The 17,876-nt window shown below is 65.2% G+C and carries 17 protein-coding genes; 14 read left to right on the top strand and 3 right to left on the bottom strand.

Going from position 1 to position 17,876, the window contains the following annotated elements; genetic code table 11:
- Nucleotides 1–6: 6 nt before the first annotated feature.
- Nucleotides 7–294: an Asp-tRNA(Asn)/Glu-tRNA(Gln) amidotransferase subunit GatC gene (gene gatC / locus DN388_RS05915; RefSeq protein ID WP_043862477.1), complete on the bottom strand. Its 288-nt coding sequence runs from the start codon at nucleotides 292–294 to the stop codon at nucleotides 7–9.
- 205 nt (nucleotides 295–499) lie between these two features.
- Here gatC and mreB point away from each other — a divergent pair, with 205 nt between their 5' ends.
- From mreB to tldD, 8 genes are all read left to right on the top strand, one after another.
- Entirely contained in the window at nucleotides 500–1,537 is a 1,038-nt protein-coding gene (mreB, locus tag DN388_RS05910) for a rod shape-determining protein MreB (protein ID WP_008371426.1), read from the top strand.
- Nucleotides 1,538–1,694: 157 nt separating this feature from the next.
- On the top strand, nucleotides 1,695–2,732 hold the full coding sequence (mreC, locus tag DN388_RS05905; protein WP_196933096.1) for a rod shape-determining protein MreC: 1,038 nt from the start codon (nucleotides 1,695–1,697) through the stop codon (nucleotides 2,730–2,732).
- Nucleotides 2,732–3,220: a rod shape-determining protein MreD gene (gene mreD, locus DN388_RS05900; RefSeq protein WP_043862475.1), complete on the top strand. Its 489-nt coding sequence runs from the start codon at nucleotides 2,732–2,734 to the stop codon at nucleotides 3,218–3,220. Before mreC ends, mreD begins: the two co-directional genes overlap by 1 nt.
- Before the next feature lie 37 nt (nucleotides 3,221–3,257).
- Nucleotides 3,258–3,863 carry a nucleoside triphosphate pyrophosphatase gene (locus DN388_RS05895; RefSeq protein WP_043862474.1) on the top strand — a complete coding sequence of 202 codons (606 nt, stop codon included), beginning with the start codon at nucleotides 3,258–3,260 and terminating at the stop codon, nucleotides 3,861–3,863.
- Nucleotides 3,864–3,951: 88 nt separating this feature from the next.
- Nucleotides 3,952–5,409, top strand: a complete 1,458-nt coding sequence (rng, locus tag DN388_RS05890; protein ID WP_043862473.1) for a ribonuclease G — start codon at nucleotides 3,952–3,954, stop codon at nucleotides 5,407–5,409.
- A gap of 79 nt (nucleotides 5,410–5,488) precedes the next feature.
- Entirely contained in the window at nucleotides 5,489–9,304 is a 3,816-nt protein-coding gene (locus DN388_RS05885; protein WP_088515327.1) for a YhdP family protein, read from the top strand.
- A 9-nt stretch (nucleotides 9,305–9,313) separates the two neighbouring features.
- Nucleotides 9,314–10,165, top strand: a complete 852-nt coding sequence (locus DN388_RS05880) for a carbon-nitrogen hydrolase family protein (RefSeq protein WP_054916383.1) — start codon at nucleotides 9,314–9,316, stop codon at nucleotides 10,163–10,165.
- A gap of 2 nt (nucleotides 10,166–10,167) precedes the next feature.
- Entirely contained in the window at nucleotides 10,168–11,607 is a 1,440-nt protein-coding gene (gene tldD, locus DN388_RS05875; RefSeq protein WP_043862470.1) for a metalloprotease TldD, read from the top strand.
- 42 nt (nucleotides 11,608–11,649) lie between these two features.
- Here the strand turns inward: tldD and yjgA are convergent, their stop codons facing one another.
- Nucleotides 11,650–12,171, bottom strand: a complete 522-nt coding sequence (yjgA, locus tag DN388_RS05870) for a ribosome biogenesis factor YjgA (RefSeq protein WP_043862469.1) — start codon at nucleotides 12,169–12,171, stop codon at nucleotides 11,650–11,652.
- A 108-nt stretch (nucleotides 12,172–12,279) separates the two neighbouring features.
- Between yjgA and pmbA the strand changes: the two genes are divergently transcribed.
- The 6 genes from pmbA to DN388_RS05840 all read left to right on the top strand — a co-directional run bounded on the left by pmbA (nucleotide 12,280) and on the right by DN388_RS05840 (nucleotide 17,575).
- Complete coding sequence (gene pmbA, locus DN388_RS05865; RefSeq protein ID WP_043862468.1) at nucleotides 12,280–13,626, top strand: metalloprotease PmbA; 1,347 nt, start codon at nucleotides 12,280–12,282, stop codon at nucleotides 13,624–13,626.
- 169 nt (nucleotides 13,627–13,795) lie between these two features.
- A complete protein-coding gene (locus tag DN388_RS05860; protein ID WP_043862467.1) occupies nucleotides 13,796–14,197 on the top strand; it encodes a hypothetical protein in 402 nt (133 codons plus the stop codon).
- On the top strand, nucleotides 14,190–15,566 hold the full coding sequence (locus tag DN388_RS05855) for a lyase family protein (protein WP_254997582.1): 1,377 nt from the start codon (nucleotides 14,190–14,192) through the stop codon (nucleotides 15,564–15,566). The genes DN388_RS05860 and DN388_RS05855 overlap by 8 nt, the downstream gene beginning before the upstream one ends.
- Nucleotides 15,567–15,595: 29 nt before the next feature.
- The gene (locus DN388_RS05850; RefSeq protein ID WP_043862465.1) at nucleotides 15,596–16,057 is read left to right on the top strand and encodes a hypothetical protein; all 462 of its coding nucleotides are present in this window, start codon (nucleotides 15,596–15,598) and stop codon (nucleotides 16,055–16,057) included.
- 1 nt (nucleotide 16,058) lies between these two features.
- Nucleotides 16,059–16,670 (top strand): superoxide dismutase, encoded by a 612-nt coding sequence (locus DN388_RS05845; RefSeq protein WP_043862464.1) that lies wholly within the window; start codon nucleotides 16,059–16,061, stop codon nucleotides 16,668–16,670.
- An 11-nt stretch (nucleotides 16,671–16,681) separates the two neighbouring features.
- On the top strand, nucleotides 16,682–17,575 hold the full coding sequence (locus DN388_RS05840) for a ZIP family metal transporter (RefSeq protein WP_058541430.1): 894 nt from the start codon (nucleotides 16,682–16,684) through the stop codon (nucleotides 17,573–17,575).
- Nucleotides 17,576–17,590: 15 nt separating this feature from the next.
- Here the strand turns inward: DN388_RS05840 and DN388_RS05835 are convergent, their stop codons facing one another.
- On the bottom strand, nucleotides 17,591–17,863 hold the full coding sequence (locus DN388_RS05835; protein WP_043862462.1) for an HPr family phosphocarrier protein: 273 nt from the start codon (nucleotides 17,861–17,863) through the stop codon (nucleotides 17,591–17,593).
- Between the last annotated feature and the right edge of the window lie 13 nt (nucleotides 17,864–17,876).

The raw sequence follows: 17,876 nt of genomic DNA, 5'->3' as shown, positions 1-17,876 counted from the left end.
ATTCCCTTACTCGATGACTTTAGGAACCAGGTACAGGCCGCTTTCGGTCGCCGGGGCGATGGCCTGGTAGCTGTCTCTCTGGTTACTTTCTGTTACCACGTCGGCACGCAGGCGCTGACGGGCTTCAAGGGGGTGGGCCAGTGGCTCGATGCCAGTGGTGTCGACCGCTTGCATCTGGTCGACCAAACCCAGAATACTGTTCAAGGCATCGGTAGTGCGCGGAAGATCGGCTTCATTGAGGCCCAGGCGGGCCAGGTGAGCGATCTTTTCCACGTCGCAGCGTTCAAGCGCCATGGGGATCTCCAGGGGAAAACAAAAAACGGAATTGGTCCGCGAATGAGGAACATGCTGGCAGATTTACGGTCATAAGGCCGCGATTGTGTGCTGGCTTGCTCGGAAAAACTGCCAATTTAACATATTGGCGCCTTGCCCAAAATCCCCGCCGTTGTTAGAGTTTGCCGCACTTTTTTACCCACGCGTTGCCTAGGGTCACTTTCCCATGTTCAAGAAACTGCGTGGCATGTTTTCCAGCGATCTTTCCATCGACCTGGGCACTGCCAACACCCTTATTTACGTGCGTGAGCGCGGTATCGTCCTGAATGAGCCTTCGGTTGTGGCCATTCGTACTCACGGCAACCAGAAAAGTGTCGTCGCTGTCGGCACCGAGGCCAAGCGCATGCTCGGCCGTACGCCCGGCAACATCGCTGCCATTCGTCCGATGAAGGACGGCGTGATCGCCGATTTCAGCGTCTGCGAAAAGATGCTGCAGTACTTCATCAACAAGGTTCACGAAAACAGTTTTCTGCAGCCCAGCCCTCGCGTGCTGATCTGCGTTCCGTGCAAGTCGACCCAGGTAGAGCGCCGCGCCATTCGCGAGTCGGCCCTCGGTGCCGGTGCCCGTGAAGTGTTCCTGATCGAAGAGCCAATGGCCGCCGCCATCGGTGCCGGCCTGCCGGTCGAGGAAGCCCGTGGTTCGATGGTCGTCGATATTGGTGGTGGTACCACCGAAATCGCACTGATCTCCCTCAATGGTGTGGTGTACGCCGAATCCGTGCGTGTGGGTGGCGACCGTTTCGACGAGGCCATCGTCACCTACGTGCGCCGCAACTACGGCAGCCTGATCGGCGAGTCCACCGCCGAGCGTATCAAGCAGGAAATCGGTACTGCCTACCCGGGCGGCGAAGTGCGTGAAGTCGACGTACGCGGCCGCAACCTGGCCGAAGGCGTGCCACGTGCCTTCACCCTGAACTCCAACGAAGTGCTCGAAGCCCTTCAGGAATCGCTGGCGACCATCGTGCAGGCGGTCAAGAGCGCCCTGGAGCAATCGCCACCGGAGCTGGCTTCGGACATCGCCGAGCGCGGCCTGGTGCTGACCGGTGGTGGTGCGCTGCTGCGCGACCTGGACAAGCTGCTGGCCCAGGAAACCGGCCTGCCGGTGATCGTCGCCGAAGACCCGCTGACCTGTGTCGCCCGTGGCGGCGGTCGCGCGCTGGAGATGATGGACAAACACACCATGGACCTGCTCTCCAGCGAGTGATTTGCTGACCGCCCACCCCGTCCCCCGGTTTACAGGTAGCGCCCACAGTGCTACCTGTATGTGCTGGTGGCGCGTGTGGGCGTCGTTTCCATCCATCCTGCAAGCAGGCCGGTGCGTTGCCGTATGAATGACCCCCTGAATCTTCGAGGAGCGGCCTATTAAACCGCTTTTCGCCAAAGGCCCTTCGCTGGGCGTGCACCTGCTTGTGCTGGTTGTGCTGTCTATCGCCCTGATGGTGGTGGACGCCCGCTTTACCTTGCTCAAGCCGCTGCGCAGCCAGATGGCGCTGGTGCTGATGCCTTCCTATACCATCAGCGACTTCCCGCAACGCATGTGGCAGGGGGTGGCCAGCCAGTTCGGCAGCCGCACCGAGCTGATCGCCGAGAACGAGAAACTCAAGACCGAAGCCTTGCTGTTGCAAGGTCGCCTGCAGAAGCTGGCGGCCCTGACCGAGCAGAACGTGCGCCTGCGCGAGTTGCTCAACTCCTCGGCACTGGTCAACGAGAAGGTCGAGGTGGCCGAGCTGATCGGCGTCGACCCCAACCCCTTTACCCACCGCATCCTGATCAACAAGGGCGAACGCGACGGCGTGGTGCTGGGCCAGCCGGTGCTCGACGCCCGTGGCCTGATGGGCCAGGTGGTCGAGCTGATGCCGTACACCTCGCGGGTGCTGCTGCTCACCGACACCACCCACAGCATTCCGGTGCAGGTCAACCGCAACGGCCTGCGCGCGATTGCCAGCGGCACCGGCAATCCCGAACGCCTGGAACTGCGCCACGTGGCCGACACCGCCGACATCAAGGAAGGCGACCTGCTGGTCAGTTCCGGCCTGGGCCAGCGCTTCCCGGCCGGCTACCCGGTGGCCACGGTGCGCGAGGTGATCCACGACTCCGGGCAGCCGTTCGCCATCGTGCGGGCGGTGCCGACCGCGGCGCTCAACCGCAGCCGCTACATGCTGCTGGTGTTTTCCGACAGCCGTACCCCCGAACAGCGCGCCGCCGATGCCGCGCAGGCTCAGGAAGCGGCTGATCGCCAGGCGCAGAGCCCGATCGATGGCAGCATGCCGGCTGCCGCGCCGGGCGCACCTGCCGCACCCGCTGCGCCGGGCACGCCTGCGCCAACCCCTGCACCTGCTCCTGCCGCCGCGCCCGCTGCCCCTGCAGCCGCACCGGCCACTTCTCGGGAGAGACACTGATGAGCAGTACCCGTAGCCGCAACGGTTGGGTGGTCTGGTTGACCTTCCTGATCGGCCTGCTGCTGAGCGTGTGGCCCACGCTGCCGTTCATGGAGATTTTCCGTCCCCTGTGGCTGGCCCTGCTGCTGGCCTTCTGGACGCTGCACCTGCCGCACAAGGTCGGCATGACCACCGCATTCGTGCTGGGGCTTGCCGAGGACGTGCTGTACGGCACGCTGCTGGGGCAGAACGCCCTGGTGCTGGTGCTTATCACCTTCCTGGTGCTGTCGCTGCAGCAGCGCCTGCGCATGTTCCCCATGTGGCAGCAGAGCCTGGTGATTCTGGTGATCTTCGGCCTGGCCCAGCTGGTTCAGCTGTGGCTCAGCGCCCTGACCGGCAACCGCCAGCCGACCCTGGCGCTGGTGTGGCCGGCGGTGATCAGTGCGCTGCTGTGGCCCTGGATCAGCTTCGCCTTGCGCGGCCTGCGCCGACGCCTGAGTATCAACTGATTCGCGTTGCCCACCGACGCTGACACGGAGACGTCACATGACCCCGCTGTACCTGGCCTCTGGTTCGCCACGCCGACGTGAGCTGCTCTCCCAGATCGGCGTGCCGTTCACCCCGGTGGCCGCCAGCATCGATGAAACCCCTCTGGATGCCGAACCGGCTGACGCCTATGTCGAGCGCCTGGCGCGCGAGAAGGCGGCTGCCGGCCTGGCGGTGTTGCGCGCCAGCGGCGTGGAAGGGCACCTGGCGGTACTGGGCGCCGACACTGCGGTGGTGCTCGACGGGCAGATCCTCGGCAAGCCGCAGGGGCAGGCCGACGCCCTGGCCATGCTGGCCGCATTGTCCGGACGCGAGCACGACGTGCTGACGGCAGTGGCGGTGACCGATGGCGAGCGCTGCCTGAGCGTGAACGTTGCCAGCCGCGTCAGCCTGCGCCCCATCAGCCCCGAACAGGCCCTGGCCTACTGGGCCAGCGGCGAGCCGCAGGACAAGGCCGGCAGCTACGCGATCCAGGGCCTGGCGGCAATTTTCGTCAAGGCGCTGCAGGGCAGCTACTCGGCGGTGGTCGGCTTGCCGTTGAGCGAAACCGCCGAGCTGCTGGAGCAATTTGCCATTCCCTGCTGGCAAGGCCTGCCGCCCCGTTGAGCGAGGAACTGCCCGTACCCCTTTAATTGCTCGCCAGCGACCGCCGGGCAATCCATCATTAGCTGAAGACCTTTGACGAGAGCCTGCCATGAGTGAAGAGATTCTGATCAATATCACGCCGATGGAATCACGCGTGGCGGTGGTGGAGAACGGTGTTCTTCAGGAGGTGCACGTCGAGCGCACCCAGCGGCGGGGCATCGTCGGCAACATCTACAAGGGCAAGGTGGTGCGGGTGCTGCCCGGCATGCAGGCGGCGTTCGTCGACATCGGCCTGGAGCGCGCGGCGTTCATCCACGCCTCGGAAATCTCCCAGCGCGAAGGCGCCAGTGTCGAGACCATCAGTGCCCTGGTGCACGAAGGCCAGAGCCTGGTGGTGCAGGTGACCAAGGACCCGATCGGCTCCAAGGGCGCACGCCTGACTACCCAGCTGTCGATCCCGTCGCGCTATCTGGTGTACATGCCGCGTACCAGCCATGTGGGCATCTCGCTGAAGATCGAGGACGAAGGCGAACGCGAGCGGCTCAAGCAGGTGGTCACCGACTGCATCGCCCAGGAAAACATCCAGGACGCCGGCGGGTTCATCCTGCGCACCGCGGCCGAGGGCGCCGGCGCCGACGAGATCGTCATGGACATCCGCTACCTGCGTCGCTTGTGGGACCAGATCGGCGCCCAGATCAAGACCGTTGGCGCACCCACCGAAATCTACGAAGACCTGGGCCTGGCCCTGCGTACCCTGCGCGACCTGGTCAACCCCAAGATCGAGAAGATCCGCATCGATTCGCGGGAAACCTTCCAGAAGACCACGCAGTTCGTCGCCGAGCTGATGCCGGAAATCGCCGACCGCCTGGAGCACTACCCGGGGGAGCGGCCGATCTTCGACCTGTATGGCGTCGAGGACGAGATCCAGCGCGCCCTGGAGCGCAAGGTGCCGCTCAAGTCCGGCGGCTACCTGGTGGTCGACCCGGCCGAGGCGATGACCACCATCGACGTCAACACCGGGGCCTTCGTCGGCCACCGCAACCTCGAAGAGACCATCTTCAAGACCAACCTGGAGGCTGCCACGGCGATTGCCCGCCAGCTGCGCCTGCGCAACATCGGCGGCATCATCATCATCGACTTCATCGACATGGAAGACGAAGAACACCAGCGCCAGGTGCTGCGTACCCTGGAAAAACAGCTGGAACGTGATCACGCCAAGACCAACATCATCGGCATCACCGAGCTGGGGCTGGTGCAGATGACCCGCAAGCGCACCCGCGAAAGCCTTGAACAGGTGCTGTGCGAACCATGCGCCAGTTGCCAGGGCCGCGGCAAGCTGAAGACCCCTGAGACCATCTGTTACGAAATTTTCCGCGAGATCCTGCGCGAGGCCCGCGCCTACCAGGCCGAAGGCTACCGGGTGCTGGCCAACCAGAAGGTGGTGGACCGCCTGCTCGACGAGGAATCGGGCAACGTGGCGGAGCTGGAGGCATTCATCGGGCGAACCATCCGCTTCCAGGTGGAGTCCATGTATTCCCAGGAACAATACGATGTGGTGCTGCTCTGACTCGCGTTGAAACCTACCCTGCGCTGGAAAACTGCGCGTACCGGGCCATAGTTAACGGACCACACGGGGAGCCCTTGCCATGGAGCGTCTGATCCGCGTTCTGGGCATCTTGACCCGTTGGGGGCTTGGCCTGTGCGCCTTGCTTGCCGTGCTGGTGGCGTTGTACGTCAGCCTTGGCCGCGAGCTGGTGCCACTGGTTGCCGAGTACCGCGCCGAGGTGGAGCAGAAGGCCGAGGCCGCACTGGGCATGCCGGTGCATATCGGTGCCCTGGAAGGCCGCTGGAGCGGTCTTGCGCCGGTGTTGCGCGTACGCGACGTACAGCTGGGCGAAGGCGCCGGCGCCTTGCGCCTGGACGAGGTCAAGGTGGTGCCCGACCTGTGGGCCAGCCTGATGCAGCGTCAGGTCCGCCTGGCCCAGGTCGAACTGGGCGGCCTGCAACTGAACCTGCACGAAGATGAAAACGGTCACTGGAGCCTCAAGGGGCTGCCGGTGCAGGACGATCAGCCACTGGATGTACAGCAGTTGCTCGAACGCAGCCAGGTGGTGGCGAAGGTGTCGGTGCTCGACAGCCAGGTTACCCTGGAGCCGTTCGCGCATGAGCCGATGACCCTGACCTATGTGAGCCTCGGGCTGCAGACCGGCAGCGTGCGCCAGCGCCTGGATGCGCGCCTGACCCTGCCCGACGGCCAGCCGATGAGCCTGAGCCTGCGCAGCCGCGTGCGCGCCGACCAGTGGCGCGACGGTGCGGTGGATGCCTACCTCAGCCTGCCACAGAGCGACTGGGCCAAATGGGTGCCGGCGCGGCTGCTGGGCCCGTACACGGCCAGCGAACTGCGTGCCGGTGGCGAGGCCTGGGTAGGGTGGGGCAAAGGCCAGTTGCAGACCGCGACGCTGCGCCTCAACGCGCCCCAGCTCAAGGGTGCGCATGCCGGTCGCAAGGCGGTAAAGGTCGAGAACCTGGCGCTCAATGCCTGGTTCAGGCGTAGCGACAAGGGCTTTGACGTGGTGCTCGATTCCCTCGCCATGAGCCTGGGCGACACCCGCTGGGAATCCCACGTTCAACTCAGGCAGAGCGCCGCCACCGAGCCGGCCGATGAAGTGTGGGCGATCCAGGCCGACCGCCTCGATTTGACCCCGCTGACCCCACTGATCCAGGCGCTCGCGCCGCTGCCGGAGGCGGGCATGGCCGTGGTCGAGGGCCTCAAGGTCACCGGCGGCCTGCGCAATGTGCGCCTGGACGTGCGGCCCAGGGCCGAAGGCGATCAGCGCCTGAGCTTTGCAGCCAACCTGGACCGCGTCGGCTTCAATGCCTACCACGGCGCCCCCGCTGCCGGGAATGTCAGCGGCAGCATCAGCGGCGACCTGGGCCAGGGCGAGCTGCGCCTGGACACCGACAAGTTCATGCTGCACCTGACGCCGATCTTCGCCGACCCCTGGCATTACCTGAAGGCCAATGCACGCCTGACCTGGCGACTGGACTCCGAGGGTTTCACCCTGGTTGCGCCGTACCTTAAGGTGCTGGGTGACGAGGGCAGGATTGCCGGCGACTTCCTGATCCGGCTGCTGTTCGACGATGCACGCGAAGACTACATGGACCTGCGTGTGGGCCTGGTCGACGGCGATGGCCGCTACACCGCCAAGTACCTGCCCGAAGTGCTCAGCCCTGCGCTGGACCACTGGTTGCGCACCGCAATCCTCAAGGGCGCGGTGGATGAAGGCTACTTCCAGTACCAGGGCTCGCTGCACCACGGCGCGACCCCCGAGTCGCGCAGCATCAGCCTGTTCTTCAAGGTGCATGACGCCGAGCTGGACTTCCAGCCCGGCTGGCCCCACGTGAGCAAGGTCGATGGCGACGTGTTCATCGAGGACACCGGTGTGCGGGTCAAGGCGCGCAGCGGCCAGTTGCTCGGCACCCGGGTGCGCAATGTGGACGTGAACATTCCCCATGTGAACGAAGGCGAGCATACCCACCTGTACCTGGACGGAGAGTTCGACGGGCGCCTGGCCGACGGGGTGAAGATCCTGCAGGACGCGCCGATCGGTACCGGCCCGACCTTCGCCGGCTGGGAAGGCGAGGGCCCGCTGCAGGGCAAGCTCAAGCTTGATATCCCCCTGGAGCACGGCCAGCAGCCCAAGGTACTGGTGGACTTCAGCACCGAACAGGCGCGCCTGAAGCTGAGTGAACCGCCGCTGGAGCTGAGCCAGTTGAACGGCACTTTCCGCTTCGACTTCGACAAGGGGCTCAGCGGCCAGAACATCACCGCGCGCGCCTTCGACAAGCCCATCAGCGCACAGATCTTTGCCGAGGGGCAGCCTGGGCAACTGCAGACCCGTATCGCCGCCAAGGGCCAGATCGCCTTGAAGGCGCTGACCGACTGGCTGAAATTCACCCAGCCCTTGCCAGCCTCCGGAGAAATCCCCTACCAGTTGCAGGTCAGTGTCGGTAGCCGCGAAAACCAGCTGAGCATCGACTCTACCCTCAAGGGCCTGAAAGTGGACCTGCCGGCGCCGTTCGGCAAGGCGGTCAGCGAAACCCGGGCCACGCAGTTCAAGATGAACCTGCAAGGGCCGCAACAGCGCTTCGATGTGGCCTACGCCGACGTCGCCAGGCTGGCCTATGCCGCGCCTGCCGGCAAGCTCGGCCAGGGGCGCGGTGAGCTGCTGCTGGGCAACGGCACGGCGCAACTGCCGGCCGGTCAGGGCCTGCGGGTGCGTGGCCGGCTCGCGCAGCTGGACATTGAGCCCTGGCAGAAGCAGTTCGAGCAGATGGCCGGTGACGATCCGGGCGGCAATGCCCGGCAGGTGCTCAACAGCGTGGACGTGAGCATCGGCCAGCTCAAGGGCTTTGGCCAGACCCTCAACCAGGCAGTGGTACGCCTGGACCGCGGGAGCAACTTCTGGAACCTGCGCCTGGACAGCAAGGAGGTCATCGGCACGGCCCGCCTGCCCGATGCCAAGGGCGCCCCGATCGTGATCAACCTGCCGACCCTCCACCTGCCGCCGTCCGACCCGGCCGACGCCAGCGCAGTGGACGGACCGGACCCGCTGGCCGATGTCGACCCGCGCAAGATCCCGGCGATCGACCTGAGCATCGGCAGGCTGTTCCTTGGCGATGATCTGCTCGGCAGCGTCGCGCTGAAAACCCGTCCCACCTCCAAGGGCGTGGCCCTGAACGACCTGGACCTGAACCTCAAGGGCCTGGCGATCGATGGCACCGCCACCTGGGAAGGCACGCCGGGGCGCAGCGACAGCTGGTACAAGGGGCGCCTGGAAGGCAAGAACCTGGCCGATGTGCTGACCGCCTGGGGCTTCGCGCCGACGGTGACCAGCCGAGACTTCCGCCTGGACGTGGACGGACGCTGGCAGGGGTCGCCGGCCTGGGTCAGCCTCAAGCACTTCTCCGGCAACCTCGATGCCTTGCTGCGCAAGGGGCAGTTCGTCGAAGTGGAAGGCGGGGCGCAGGCGTTGCGCGTGTTCGGTCTGCTCAATTTCAACTCGATCGGCCGGCGCCTGCGCCTGGACTTCTCCGACCTGCTCGACAAGGGCCTGAGCTACGACCGGGTCAAGGGCCTGCTGGTGGCAAGCGAGGGGGTGTATGTGACGCGCGAGCCGATCACCCTGACCGGCCCGTCCAGCAACCTCGAGCTCGATGGCACCCTGGACATGGTTCGGGACCGGGTCGATGCGACCTTGCAGGTGACCTTGCCGGTGACCAACAACCTGCCCCTGGCGGCGCTGATCGTGGGCGCGCCAGCGGTGGGCGGGGCGCTGTTCCTGGTGGACCGGCTGCTGGGGGATCGGGTGGCGCGCTATGCCAGTGTGCATTACCGCGTCGAGGGCCCGTGGAAAGAGCCTAAGATTAGCTTTATCAAACCTTTCGAGAAGTCGCGCTAGAACATGGACATGACGTCAGCGGTTATTCAGATGGTCAGCCAGGACGATGTGCCGGGCAACCTGGCGCGGGCCCGTGCCCTGCTGGAGCGGGCTGCCGAAGGGGGCGCGCGGCTGGCGGTGCTGCCGGAAAACTTCGCTGCCATGGGCCGGCGCGACAGCGCCGCCATCGGCCGGGCCGAGGCGCTGGGGGAGGGGCCGATCCTGCCATGGTTGAAACAGGCGGCCCGCGACCTCAGGTTATGGATTGTAGCGGGCACCTTGCCGCTGCCGCCGCTCGACCGGCCCGAGGCCAAAGCCCATGCCTGCTCCCTGCTGGTCGACGAGCACGGCGAGCAGGTGGCCCGCTACGACAAATTGCATCTGTTCGATGTGGATGTGGCCGACAACCGTGGGCGCTACCGCGAGTCGGACGATTATGCCCACGGCGCGCGGGTGGTGGTGGCCGATACCCCGGTGGGGCGCCTGGGCCTGAGCGTGTGCTACGACCTGCGCTTTCCCGAGCTGTACAGCGCGCTGCGTGCGGCCGGAGCCGAACTGATCAGTGCACCGGCAGCCTTTACTGCAGTAACCGGTGCGGCCCATTGGGACGTGCTGATTCGCGCCAGGGCCATAGAGACACAGTGTTACGTATTGGCGGCCGCCCAGGGCGGCACGCACCCGGGGCCACGGGAAACCCATGGCCATGCCGCCATCGTCGACCCCTGGGGGCGTATCGTTGCCCAGCAGGCCAGCGGTGAAGCGGTGCTGCTGGCGCCCCGCGACAGCAGCGAACAGGCGTCCATTCGGGCGCGGATGCCGGTGGCCTCGCACCGGCGCTTTTTTTCGCAGGACGCATTGCGGCCTGCGCACACCTCGGAGTGACTATGAGCGAGTTGTTATCCACTGTCAGCGATCACCTGCTGGCGCCGGGCGGCCTGACCCTCGACAGCCTGCAATCGGTGCTGGGCGAGTTGGCCGGGCCGGGAATCGACGCCGCCGACCTGTACTTCCAGGGCCAGATTTCAGAGTCCTGGGCGCTTGAAGACGGCATCGTCAAGGAAGGCAGCTTCAACCTCGACCAGGGGGTCGGGGTACGCGCCCAGTCTGGTGAAAAGACCGGCTTTGCCTACAGCAACGCGATCAACCTCGAAGCCCTGACTTCCGCTGCACGCGCCGCGCGCTCCATTTCCCGCGCCGGTCAGAATGGCAGCGTGCAGGCCTTCAAGAGCCAGGACGTGACCGCGCTGTATGCGCCGGGCAACCCGCTGGATGTGCTCAGCCGCGCCGAGAAGGTCGAGCTGCTCAAGCGTGTCGACGTGGCCACGCGTGCCCTGGACCCGCGTATCCAGCAGGTCAGCGTTAGCATGGCCGGGGTGTGGGAGCGCATTCTGGTGGCCGCTGCCGATGGCAGCCTGGCGGCCGACGTGCGGCCGCTGGTGCGCTTCAACGTCAGTGTGATCGTCGAGCAGAATGGCCGTCGCGAACGTGGCGGGCATGGCGGCGGCGGGCGCACCGACTACCGCTACTTCACCGACGAGCGGGTGATGGGTTTTGCCCGCGAGGCGCTGCGCCAGGCACTGGTCAATCTCGAGGCCATTCCGGCACCGGCCGGCACCTTGCCGGTGGTGATGGGCGCCGGGTGGTCCGGTGTGCTGCTGCACGAGGCGGTCGGGCATGGCCTGGAGGGCGATTTCAACCGCAAGGGCAGCTCGGCCTACAGTGGCCACCTGGGCGAGAAGGTCGCGTCCAGCCTGTGCACCATCGTCGACGACGGCACCCTCGAAGGGCGCCGCGGTTCGTTGAGCGTGGATGACGAAGGCACCCCGACCGAATGCACCACACTGATCGAGAACGGCATTCTCAAGGGCTACATGCAGGACAAGCTCAATGCCCGCCTGATGGGCATGGCAGTCACCGGCAACGGGCGGCGCGAGTCGTATGCGCACCTGCCGATGCCACGCATGACCAACACCTACATGCGCGCCGGCGAAAGCGACCCGGCGGAGATCATCGCCTCGGTCAAGCGTGGCATCTACTGCGCCAACCTCGGCGGTGGCCAGGTGGACATCACCAGCGGCAAGTTCGTGTTCTCCACCAGCGAGGCTTACCTGATCGAAGACGGCAAGATCACCGCGCCGGTCAAGGGTGCGACGCTGATCGGCAACGGCCCCGAGGCCATGAGCCGGGTGTCGATGGTCGGCAACGACCTGTCGCTGGACAGTGGTGTGGGTACCTGTGGCAAGGATGGGCAGTCGGTGCCGGTGGGCGTTGGCCAGCCGACCCTGAAGATCGATGCGATCACCGTGGGTGGCACGGGCGCATGAGCATGAAACCGGGCGGGCAGGGTGCCTGCCCGGTGGCGAGAATCAGCGCAGGCCGCGCTGGATTTCGTCGAGGTCGCGGATGTACTTGAAGATCTTGCGGCTGGCGGTGGGCGCCTTGTTGCGCGCCAGCTCGTGCTGGGCCTGGCGGATCAGCGAGCGCAGCTGCTGGCGATCGGCGTCCGGGTATTCCTGGACGAACTTCTCCAGTACGTCGTCGGTGCCGCCGATCAGCCGGTCGCGCCAGCGTTCGAGGTTGTGGAAGCGTTCGTTGTACTGGCGCGAAGAGGCGTCGAGCTGGTCGAGCAGCGCGAGGATCGCGTCGATGTCCTGGTCGCGCATCAGCTTGCCGATGAACGACTTGTGACGGCGCTTGGCTTCGTTCGCGGTGTGCCGCTTGTGCTCTTCCAGGGCCGCGCGCAGTTCGTCGGTCAAGGGCAGTTTGGCCAGGATATCGGGCTTGAGCGTGGTAAGGCGCTCGCCCATATCAACCAGCGCCTGCATCTCGCGCTTGATTTGGGTTTTGCTTTTTTCGCCGTCGAAGGCGGTGTCGTAAGAATCAACCATGGGGGCAGTCCGCTGAGAATCGCCGCCATGATAACCAGTCGGGGGCCGCTTGTCCGGTCCGGTCGTAGATTGACCCGAGCCGAACGCAGAATTTGAGTGGAGAAAACCATGAGTGCAGTCCAGAGCGTAGGTCCGCAGGCCCTGCCGGCGTTGCAGGAACAGGTCGAACAGATCATCGCCGAAGCCCGGCGCCAGGGCGCCAGCGCCTGCGAAGTGGCCGTATCGCTGGAGCAGGGGTTGTCGACCTCGGTGCGCCAGCGCGAGGTGGAGACGGTGGAGTTCAACCGCGACCAGGGCTTCGGCATCACCCTGTATGTGGGCCAGCGCAAGGGCTCGGCAAGCACCTCGGCCAGTGGCAGCGATGCCATTCGCGAGACCGTGGCGGCGGCCCTGGCCATTGCCAAGCACACCTCCGAGGACGAATGCTCGGGCCTGGCCGACCCGGCCCTGATGGCCCGTGACCTGCAGGATTTCGACCTCTATCACGCCTGGGACATCACCCCCGAGCAGGCCATCGAAAAGGCCCTGGCCTGCGAAGCCGCGGCGTTCGACACCGATGCCCGCATCAAGAACGCCGATGGCACCACACTCAGCACCCACCAGGGATGCCGGGTGTACGGCAACAGCCACGGCTTCATCGGTGGCTACGCCTCCACCCGCCACAGCCTGAGCTGCGTGATGATCGCCGAAGGTGATGGGCAGATGCAGCGTGACTACTGGTATGACGTGAACCGCCAGGGCGAGCTGCTGGCCGATCCGCAGAGTATCGGACGTCGCGCTGCGCAGCGTGCGGCGGCGCGCCTGGGCGCACGTCCGGTGCCGACCTGCGAGGTACCGGTGCTGTTCTCGGCGGAGCTTGCCGGCGGGTTGTTCGGCAGTTTCCTGTCGGCGATTTCCGGCGGTAACCTGTACCGCAAGTCGTCGTTTCTGGAAGGCTGCATGGGCCAGCGCCTGTTCCCCAGCTGGCTGACCCTGGACGAGCGGCCGCACCTGCAGCGTGCCCTGGGCAGTGCCTCGTTCGATGGGGACGGCCTGGCGACCTATGCCAAGCCGTTCGTCGAAAATGGCGAGCTGGTGTCGTATGTGCTGAGCACCTATTCCGGACGCAAGCTGGGGCTGCCAAGCACCGCCAACGCCGGTGGCGTGCACAACCTGTTCGTCACGCATGGGGTCGAAGATCAGGCTGCATTGCTGCGCCGCATGGGGCGCGGGTTGCTGGTGACCGAGCTGATGGGGCATGGCTTGAACATGGTGACCGGTGACTATTCGCGCGGCGCAGCGGGGTACTGGGTGGAGAACGGCGAGATCCAGTTTGCGGTTCAGGAAGTCACGATTGCCGGCAACATGAAGGACATGTTCCAGCAGATTGTCGCTATCGGCAACGATCTTGAAACCCGTAGCAATATTCACACAGGCTCGGTGCTGATCGAGCGCATGACGGTCGCCGGCAGCTGACACCGCCGGCCTGTGCGCGGTCCCCGTAGGCGCCGGCGTTGCCGGCGAAGGGGCCACCTCAGGTTACACATCGAAGCCCGGCCCCGTGCCGGGCTTTTTGCTTTTCGCCTTTGGTCGCACTTGAACTGATTCTGATTATCACTTAATAATGACTATCATTATCTAGGCGATGATGTTCATGAGACCTGTCCTTCACGAATTGCCCTACCTCGAAAACTGGCGCTGGCTGAGCCGGCGAATTCGCTGTGCCCTCGAGCCCGACGAGCCGCGCCTGATCGAACACTACCTGGCCGAAGGTCGCTACCTGGTCTGCTGCACCGAGACCTCGGCCTGGACCGTCGCCTTGACTTCCTTCCGCCTGCTGCTCGACACCGCGTGCGACCGCATGCTGCCGTGGCATTGGCGCTGCTTGTGCCTGGACCAGGCCTGGAAGCCGCTGCTGCAGCTGCGCAAGCTCGACGGCGGCGAGCACGGCCAGCGCTGGCAGCCCTTCGCCCTGCAACTGGCGAACTGCACGCTGCTGCCTTCGATTTCTTTCGCTGAACTGATGCAAGGACTTGATGATGAGTAATACCCGTATCGAGCGTGACAGCATGGGTGAGCTGCAGGTGCCGGCCGAGGCCCTGTATGGCGCCCAGACCCAGCGCGCGGTGAACAACTTCCCGATCAGCCAGCAGCGCATGCCGACCCAGTTCATCCGGGCCCTGCTGCTGGCCAAGGCCGCCGCCGCCAAGGCCAACGTCGAGCTGGAGCAGATCAGCCAGGCACAGGGCGCTGCCATCGTCACCGCCGTGGAACAGTTGCTGGCTGGCGATTTCATGCAGCACTTCCCGGTCGACGTGTACCAGACCGGCTCCGGCACCAGCTCCAACATGAATGCCAACGAGGTGATCGCGACCCTGGCTAGCCGTGTGCTGGGCGACACGGTAAACCCCAATGACCATGTCAACTGCGGCCAGAGCAGCAACGACATCATCCCCACCACCATCCACGTGAGCGCCGCGCTGGCCCTGCAAGAACAACTGCTGCCGGCGCTCAGGCACCTGGTGCAGGTGATCGAGCACAAGGCCGAGCAGGTGCACCCGTTCATCAAGACCGGTCGCACCCACCTGATGGACGCCATGCCCGTGCGCATGAGCCAGGTGCTGGGCGGCTGGGCGGCACAGGTCAAGGCGGGCATCGGTCACCTGAACGACACCCTGCCAAGCCTGCAGGCCCTGGCCCAGGGCGGCACTGCGGTGGGCACCGGGATCAACGCCCACCCCGCGTTCGCCGCGCGCTTCAGCCAGCAACTGAGCGGCCTGACCGGGGTGCAGTTCGTGCCGGGGGAAAACCTGTTTGCCCTGATCGGCTCGCAAGACACCGCCGTGGCTGTTTCCGGCCAGCTCAAGGCCACCGCCGTGGCCCTGATGAAGATCGCCAACGACCTGCGCTGGATGAACTCCGGCCCGCTTGCCGGGCTGGGCGAGATCGAGCTTGAAGGGCTGCAGCCCGGCTCCTCGATCATGCCGGGTAAGGTCAACCCGGTGATTCCGGAAGCCACCGCCATGGTGGCCGCGCAGGTCATCGGCAACGATGCGGCCATCGCCGTGGCGGGCCAGTCGGGCAACTTCGAACTGAACGTGATGCTGCCGATAATTGCGCAGAACCTGCTGGGCAGCATCGAGCTGATGGCCAATGTGAGCCGTCTGCTGGCCGACAAGGCCATCGCCACCTTCAAGGTCAACGAACCCAAGCTCAAGGAAGCCCTGGCGCGCAACCCGATCCTGGTGACCGCGCTGAACCCGATCATCGGCTACCAGAAGGCTGCCGAAATCGCCAAGACCGCCTACAAGCAGGGGCGCCCGATCATCGAGGTTGCGCTGGAACACACCGACCTGCCGCGCAGCCAGCTGGAAGTCCTGCTCGACCCTGAAAAACTCACGGCCGGCGGTATCTGACACCGCCCACCGCTTCGGAGGTTTCTGTCATGCAGCATTGGAAACGCACCACTGAAATAGCCAACCGCCTGTTCCAACAGGGCGATCTGGTGGATGCCCGCGAGTTGTACTTGCAGGCCCTGGCCTTGGCCCAGGTGTTGTTCGAGCGCTGGCAGGACGCCGACGAGGCGGTGGCCGCCTGTGTGATTTCGCACCACAACCTGGCCGACCTGCATTTGCGCCTCAAGCAGCCGCAGGAGAGCGCCGAGTACCTGTGCGCCATCCACCAGCGCCTGTTGCAGGCCAGCCAGGATCAGCGCCTTTCGCCGTTGCTGCGCGATGCGGCGCTGCGCCAGAGCAGCAAGACCTACACCGAACTGCTCAATTTCATCAGCGAGTATGGCCAGTACCCCCGTACCGAACGCCTGCTCTACCGCCAGGGGGCGCAGCCGGCGCTGTTTGCCGGCCAGGAACAACTACAGCCCCCAGCCCTTCATTATGGAACCCACTGATATGCCGCATACCTTGCCTGCATTGCCGTACGCCTACGATGCGCTGGAACCGCACATCGACACCCAGACCATGCAGATTCACCACAGCAAGCACCACCAGACCTACATCAACAACCTCAATGCCGCCATCGAGGGCACCGAATACGCCGAGTGGCCGATCGAGCAGCTGGTCGCCAGCGTCAAGAGCCTGCCGCAGAATCTGCAGGCCGCAGTGATCAACCAGGGTGGCGGGCACGCCAACCACAGTCTGTTCTGGACGGTGATGGCGCCCGGCGGCGGCGGTCAGCCCCACGGCGCGGTGGGCGAGGCGATCGATGACCAGCTGGGCGGTTTCGAGGCATTCAAGGATGCGTTCACCAAGGCTGCGCTGACCCGCTTCGGCAGTGGCTGGGCGTGGCTGAGCGTAACGCCGCAGAAAACCCTGGTGGTAGAGAGCAGCGGCAACCAGGACAGCCCGCTGATGAATGGCAATACGCCCATTCTTGGCCTGGACGTGTGGGAGCATGCCTACTACCTGCTGTACCAGAACCGTCGCCCCGAATACATCGGCGCCTTCTACAACGTGATCAACTGGTCCGAAGTAGAGCGTCGCTACGTTGCTGCCCTGGTGTGAGTCCTAGCGGCATGCGCTCGGAGGTGATGGCCATTGGCGGTGTGCGCCTGTTCAGGTTGGCGCTGGGCACACTGCTGCTGTTGGTGGGGACGGCGTTGCTGCTGGTACAGGGCTTCGCCTGGCTGGACCTGGAACCGCGGATGTTGCGTGCGCTTGAGGGTGGGGCCATGTGTGCGCTGGGCACTGCCCTGGGCGCAGTGCCGGTGTTGGTGATTCGCAGCATGCCGGTGGCCGTGGCCGATACCCTGATGGGGTTCGGCGCAGGCGTGATGCTGGCCGCCACGGCGTTCTCGTTGATCATCCCGGGGCTGGACGCCGCACAGGCGGTCGGCTTCGGCAAATGGGGGGCAGGTGGCCTGATCAGCTTCGGCCTGCTGTTCGGTGCGTTCTGCATCTACCTGGTGGACCGCAGGGTCTCGGGCGCAACACCGGACGACCTGGTCGCCGTGCCCGGCAGGCCGGTGATTCCGGCGCGCATCTGGGTGTTCGTGATTGCCATCATTGCCCACAACATCCCCGAAGGCATGGCCATCGGGGTGTCGGCCGGTGGCGGCATGCCGGATGCCGACAGCCTGGCCATGGGTATCGCCCTGCAGGATGTGCCAGAGGGGCTGGTGATCGCGCTGGTGCTGGCTGGAGCGGGGATGGGCCGTTTCAAGGCGTTTCTGATCGGCGCGGCATCCGGGCTGGTGGAGCCACTGGCGGCGGTGCTGTGCGCGTGGGTGGTGAGCGTCGCCGAACTGATGCTGCCGCTGGGCCTGGCTTTCGCTGCCGGGGCCATGTTGCTGGTGGTGACCCAGGAGATCATTCCCGAGTCACGCAGCAACGGCAATCATCGCCTGGCCAGCCTGGGGCTGTGCATCGGCTTCTGCCTGATGATGGTGATGGATACCGCGTTGTCCTGAAGCGAGAAGGCGAGGTTACTCGCCTTCGTCGAAATAGTTGTTGATCAGTTCGACCAGGCCTTGCAGCGCTTCGGCTTCCTGTTCGCCTTCGGTCTTGAGGTGGATGCTCGTGCCCTTGCCGGCGGCGAGCATCATCACGGCCATGATGCTCTTGCCATCGACCATCGACTCCGGGGTACGGCCTACACGCACCGAACACGGGTACTTGCCCGCCACGCCAACGAACTTGGCCGCTGCCCGGGCGTGCAGCCCCAGCTTGTTGATAATCTCGATTTCAATTGCGGGCATCGCGGGCGGGATC

The sequence above is a fragment of the Pseudomonas sp. S12(2018) genome (assembly GCF_024355235.1).
In the GTDB taxonomy this organism is placed as follows: Bacteria; Pseudomonadota; Gammaproteobacteria; order Pseudomonadales; family Pseudomonadaceae; genus Aquipseudomonas; species Aquipseudomonas palmensis.
Note: the sequence above shows the minus strand (reverse complement) of the source record. Positions and strands in the feature narration are given on the sequence as shown.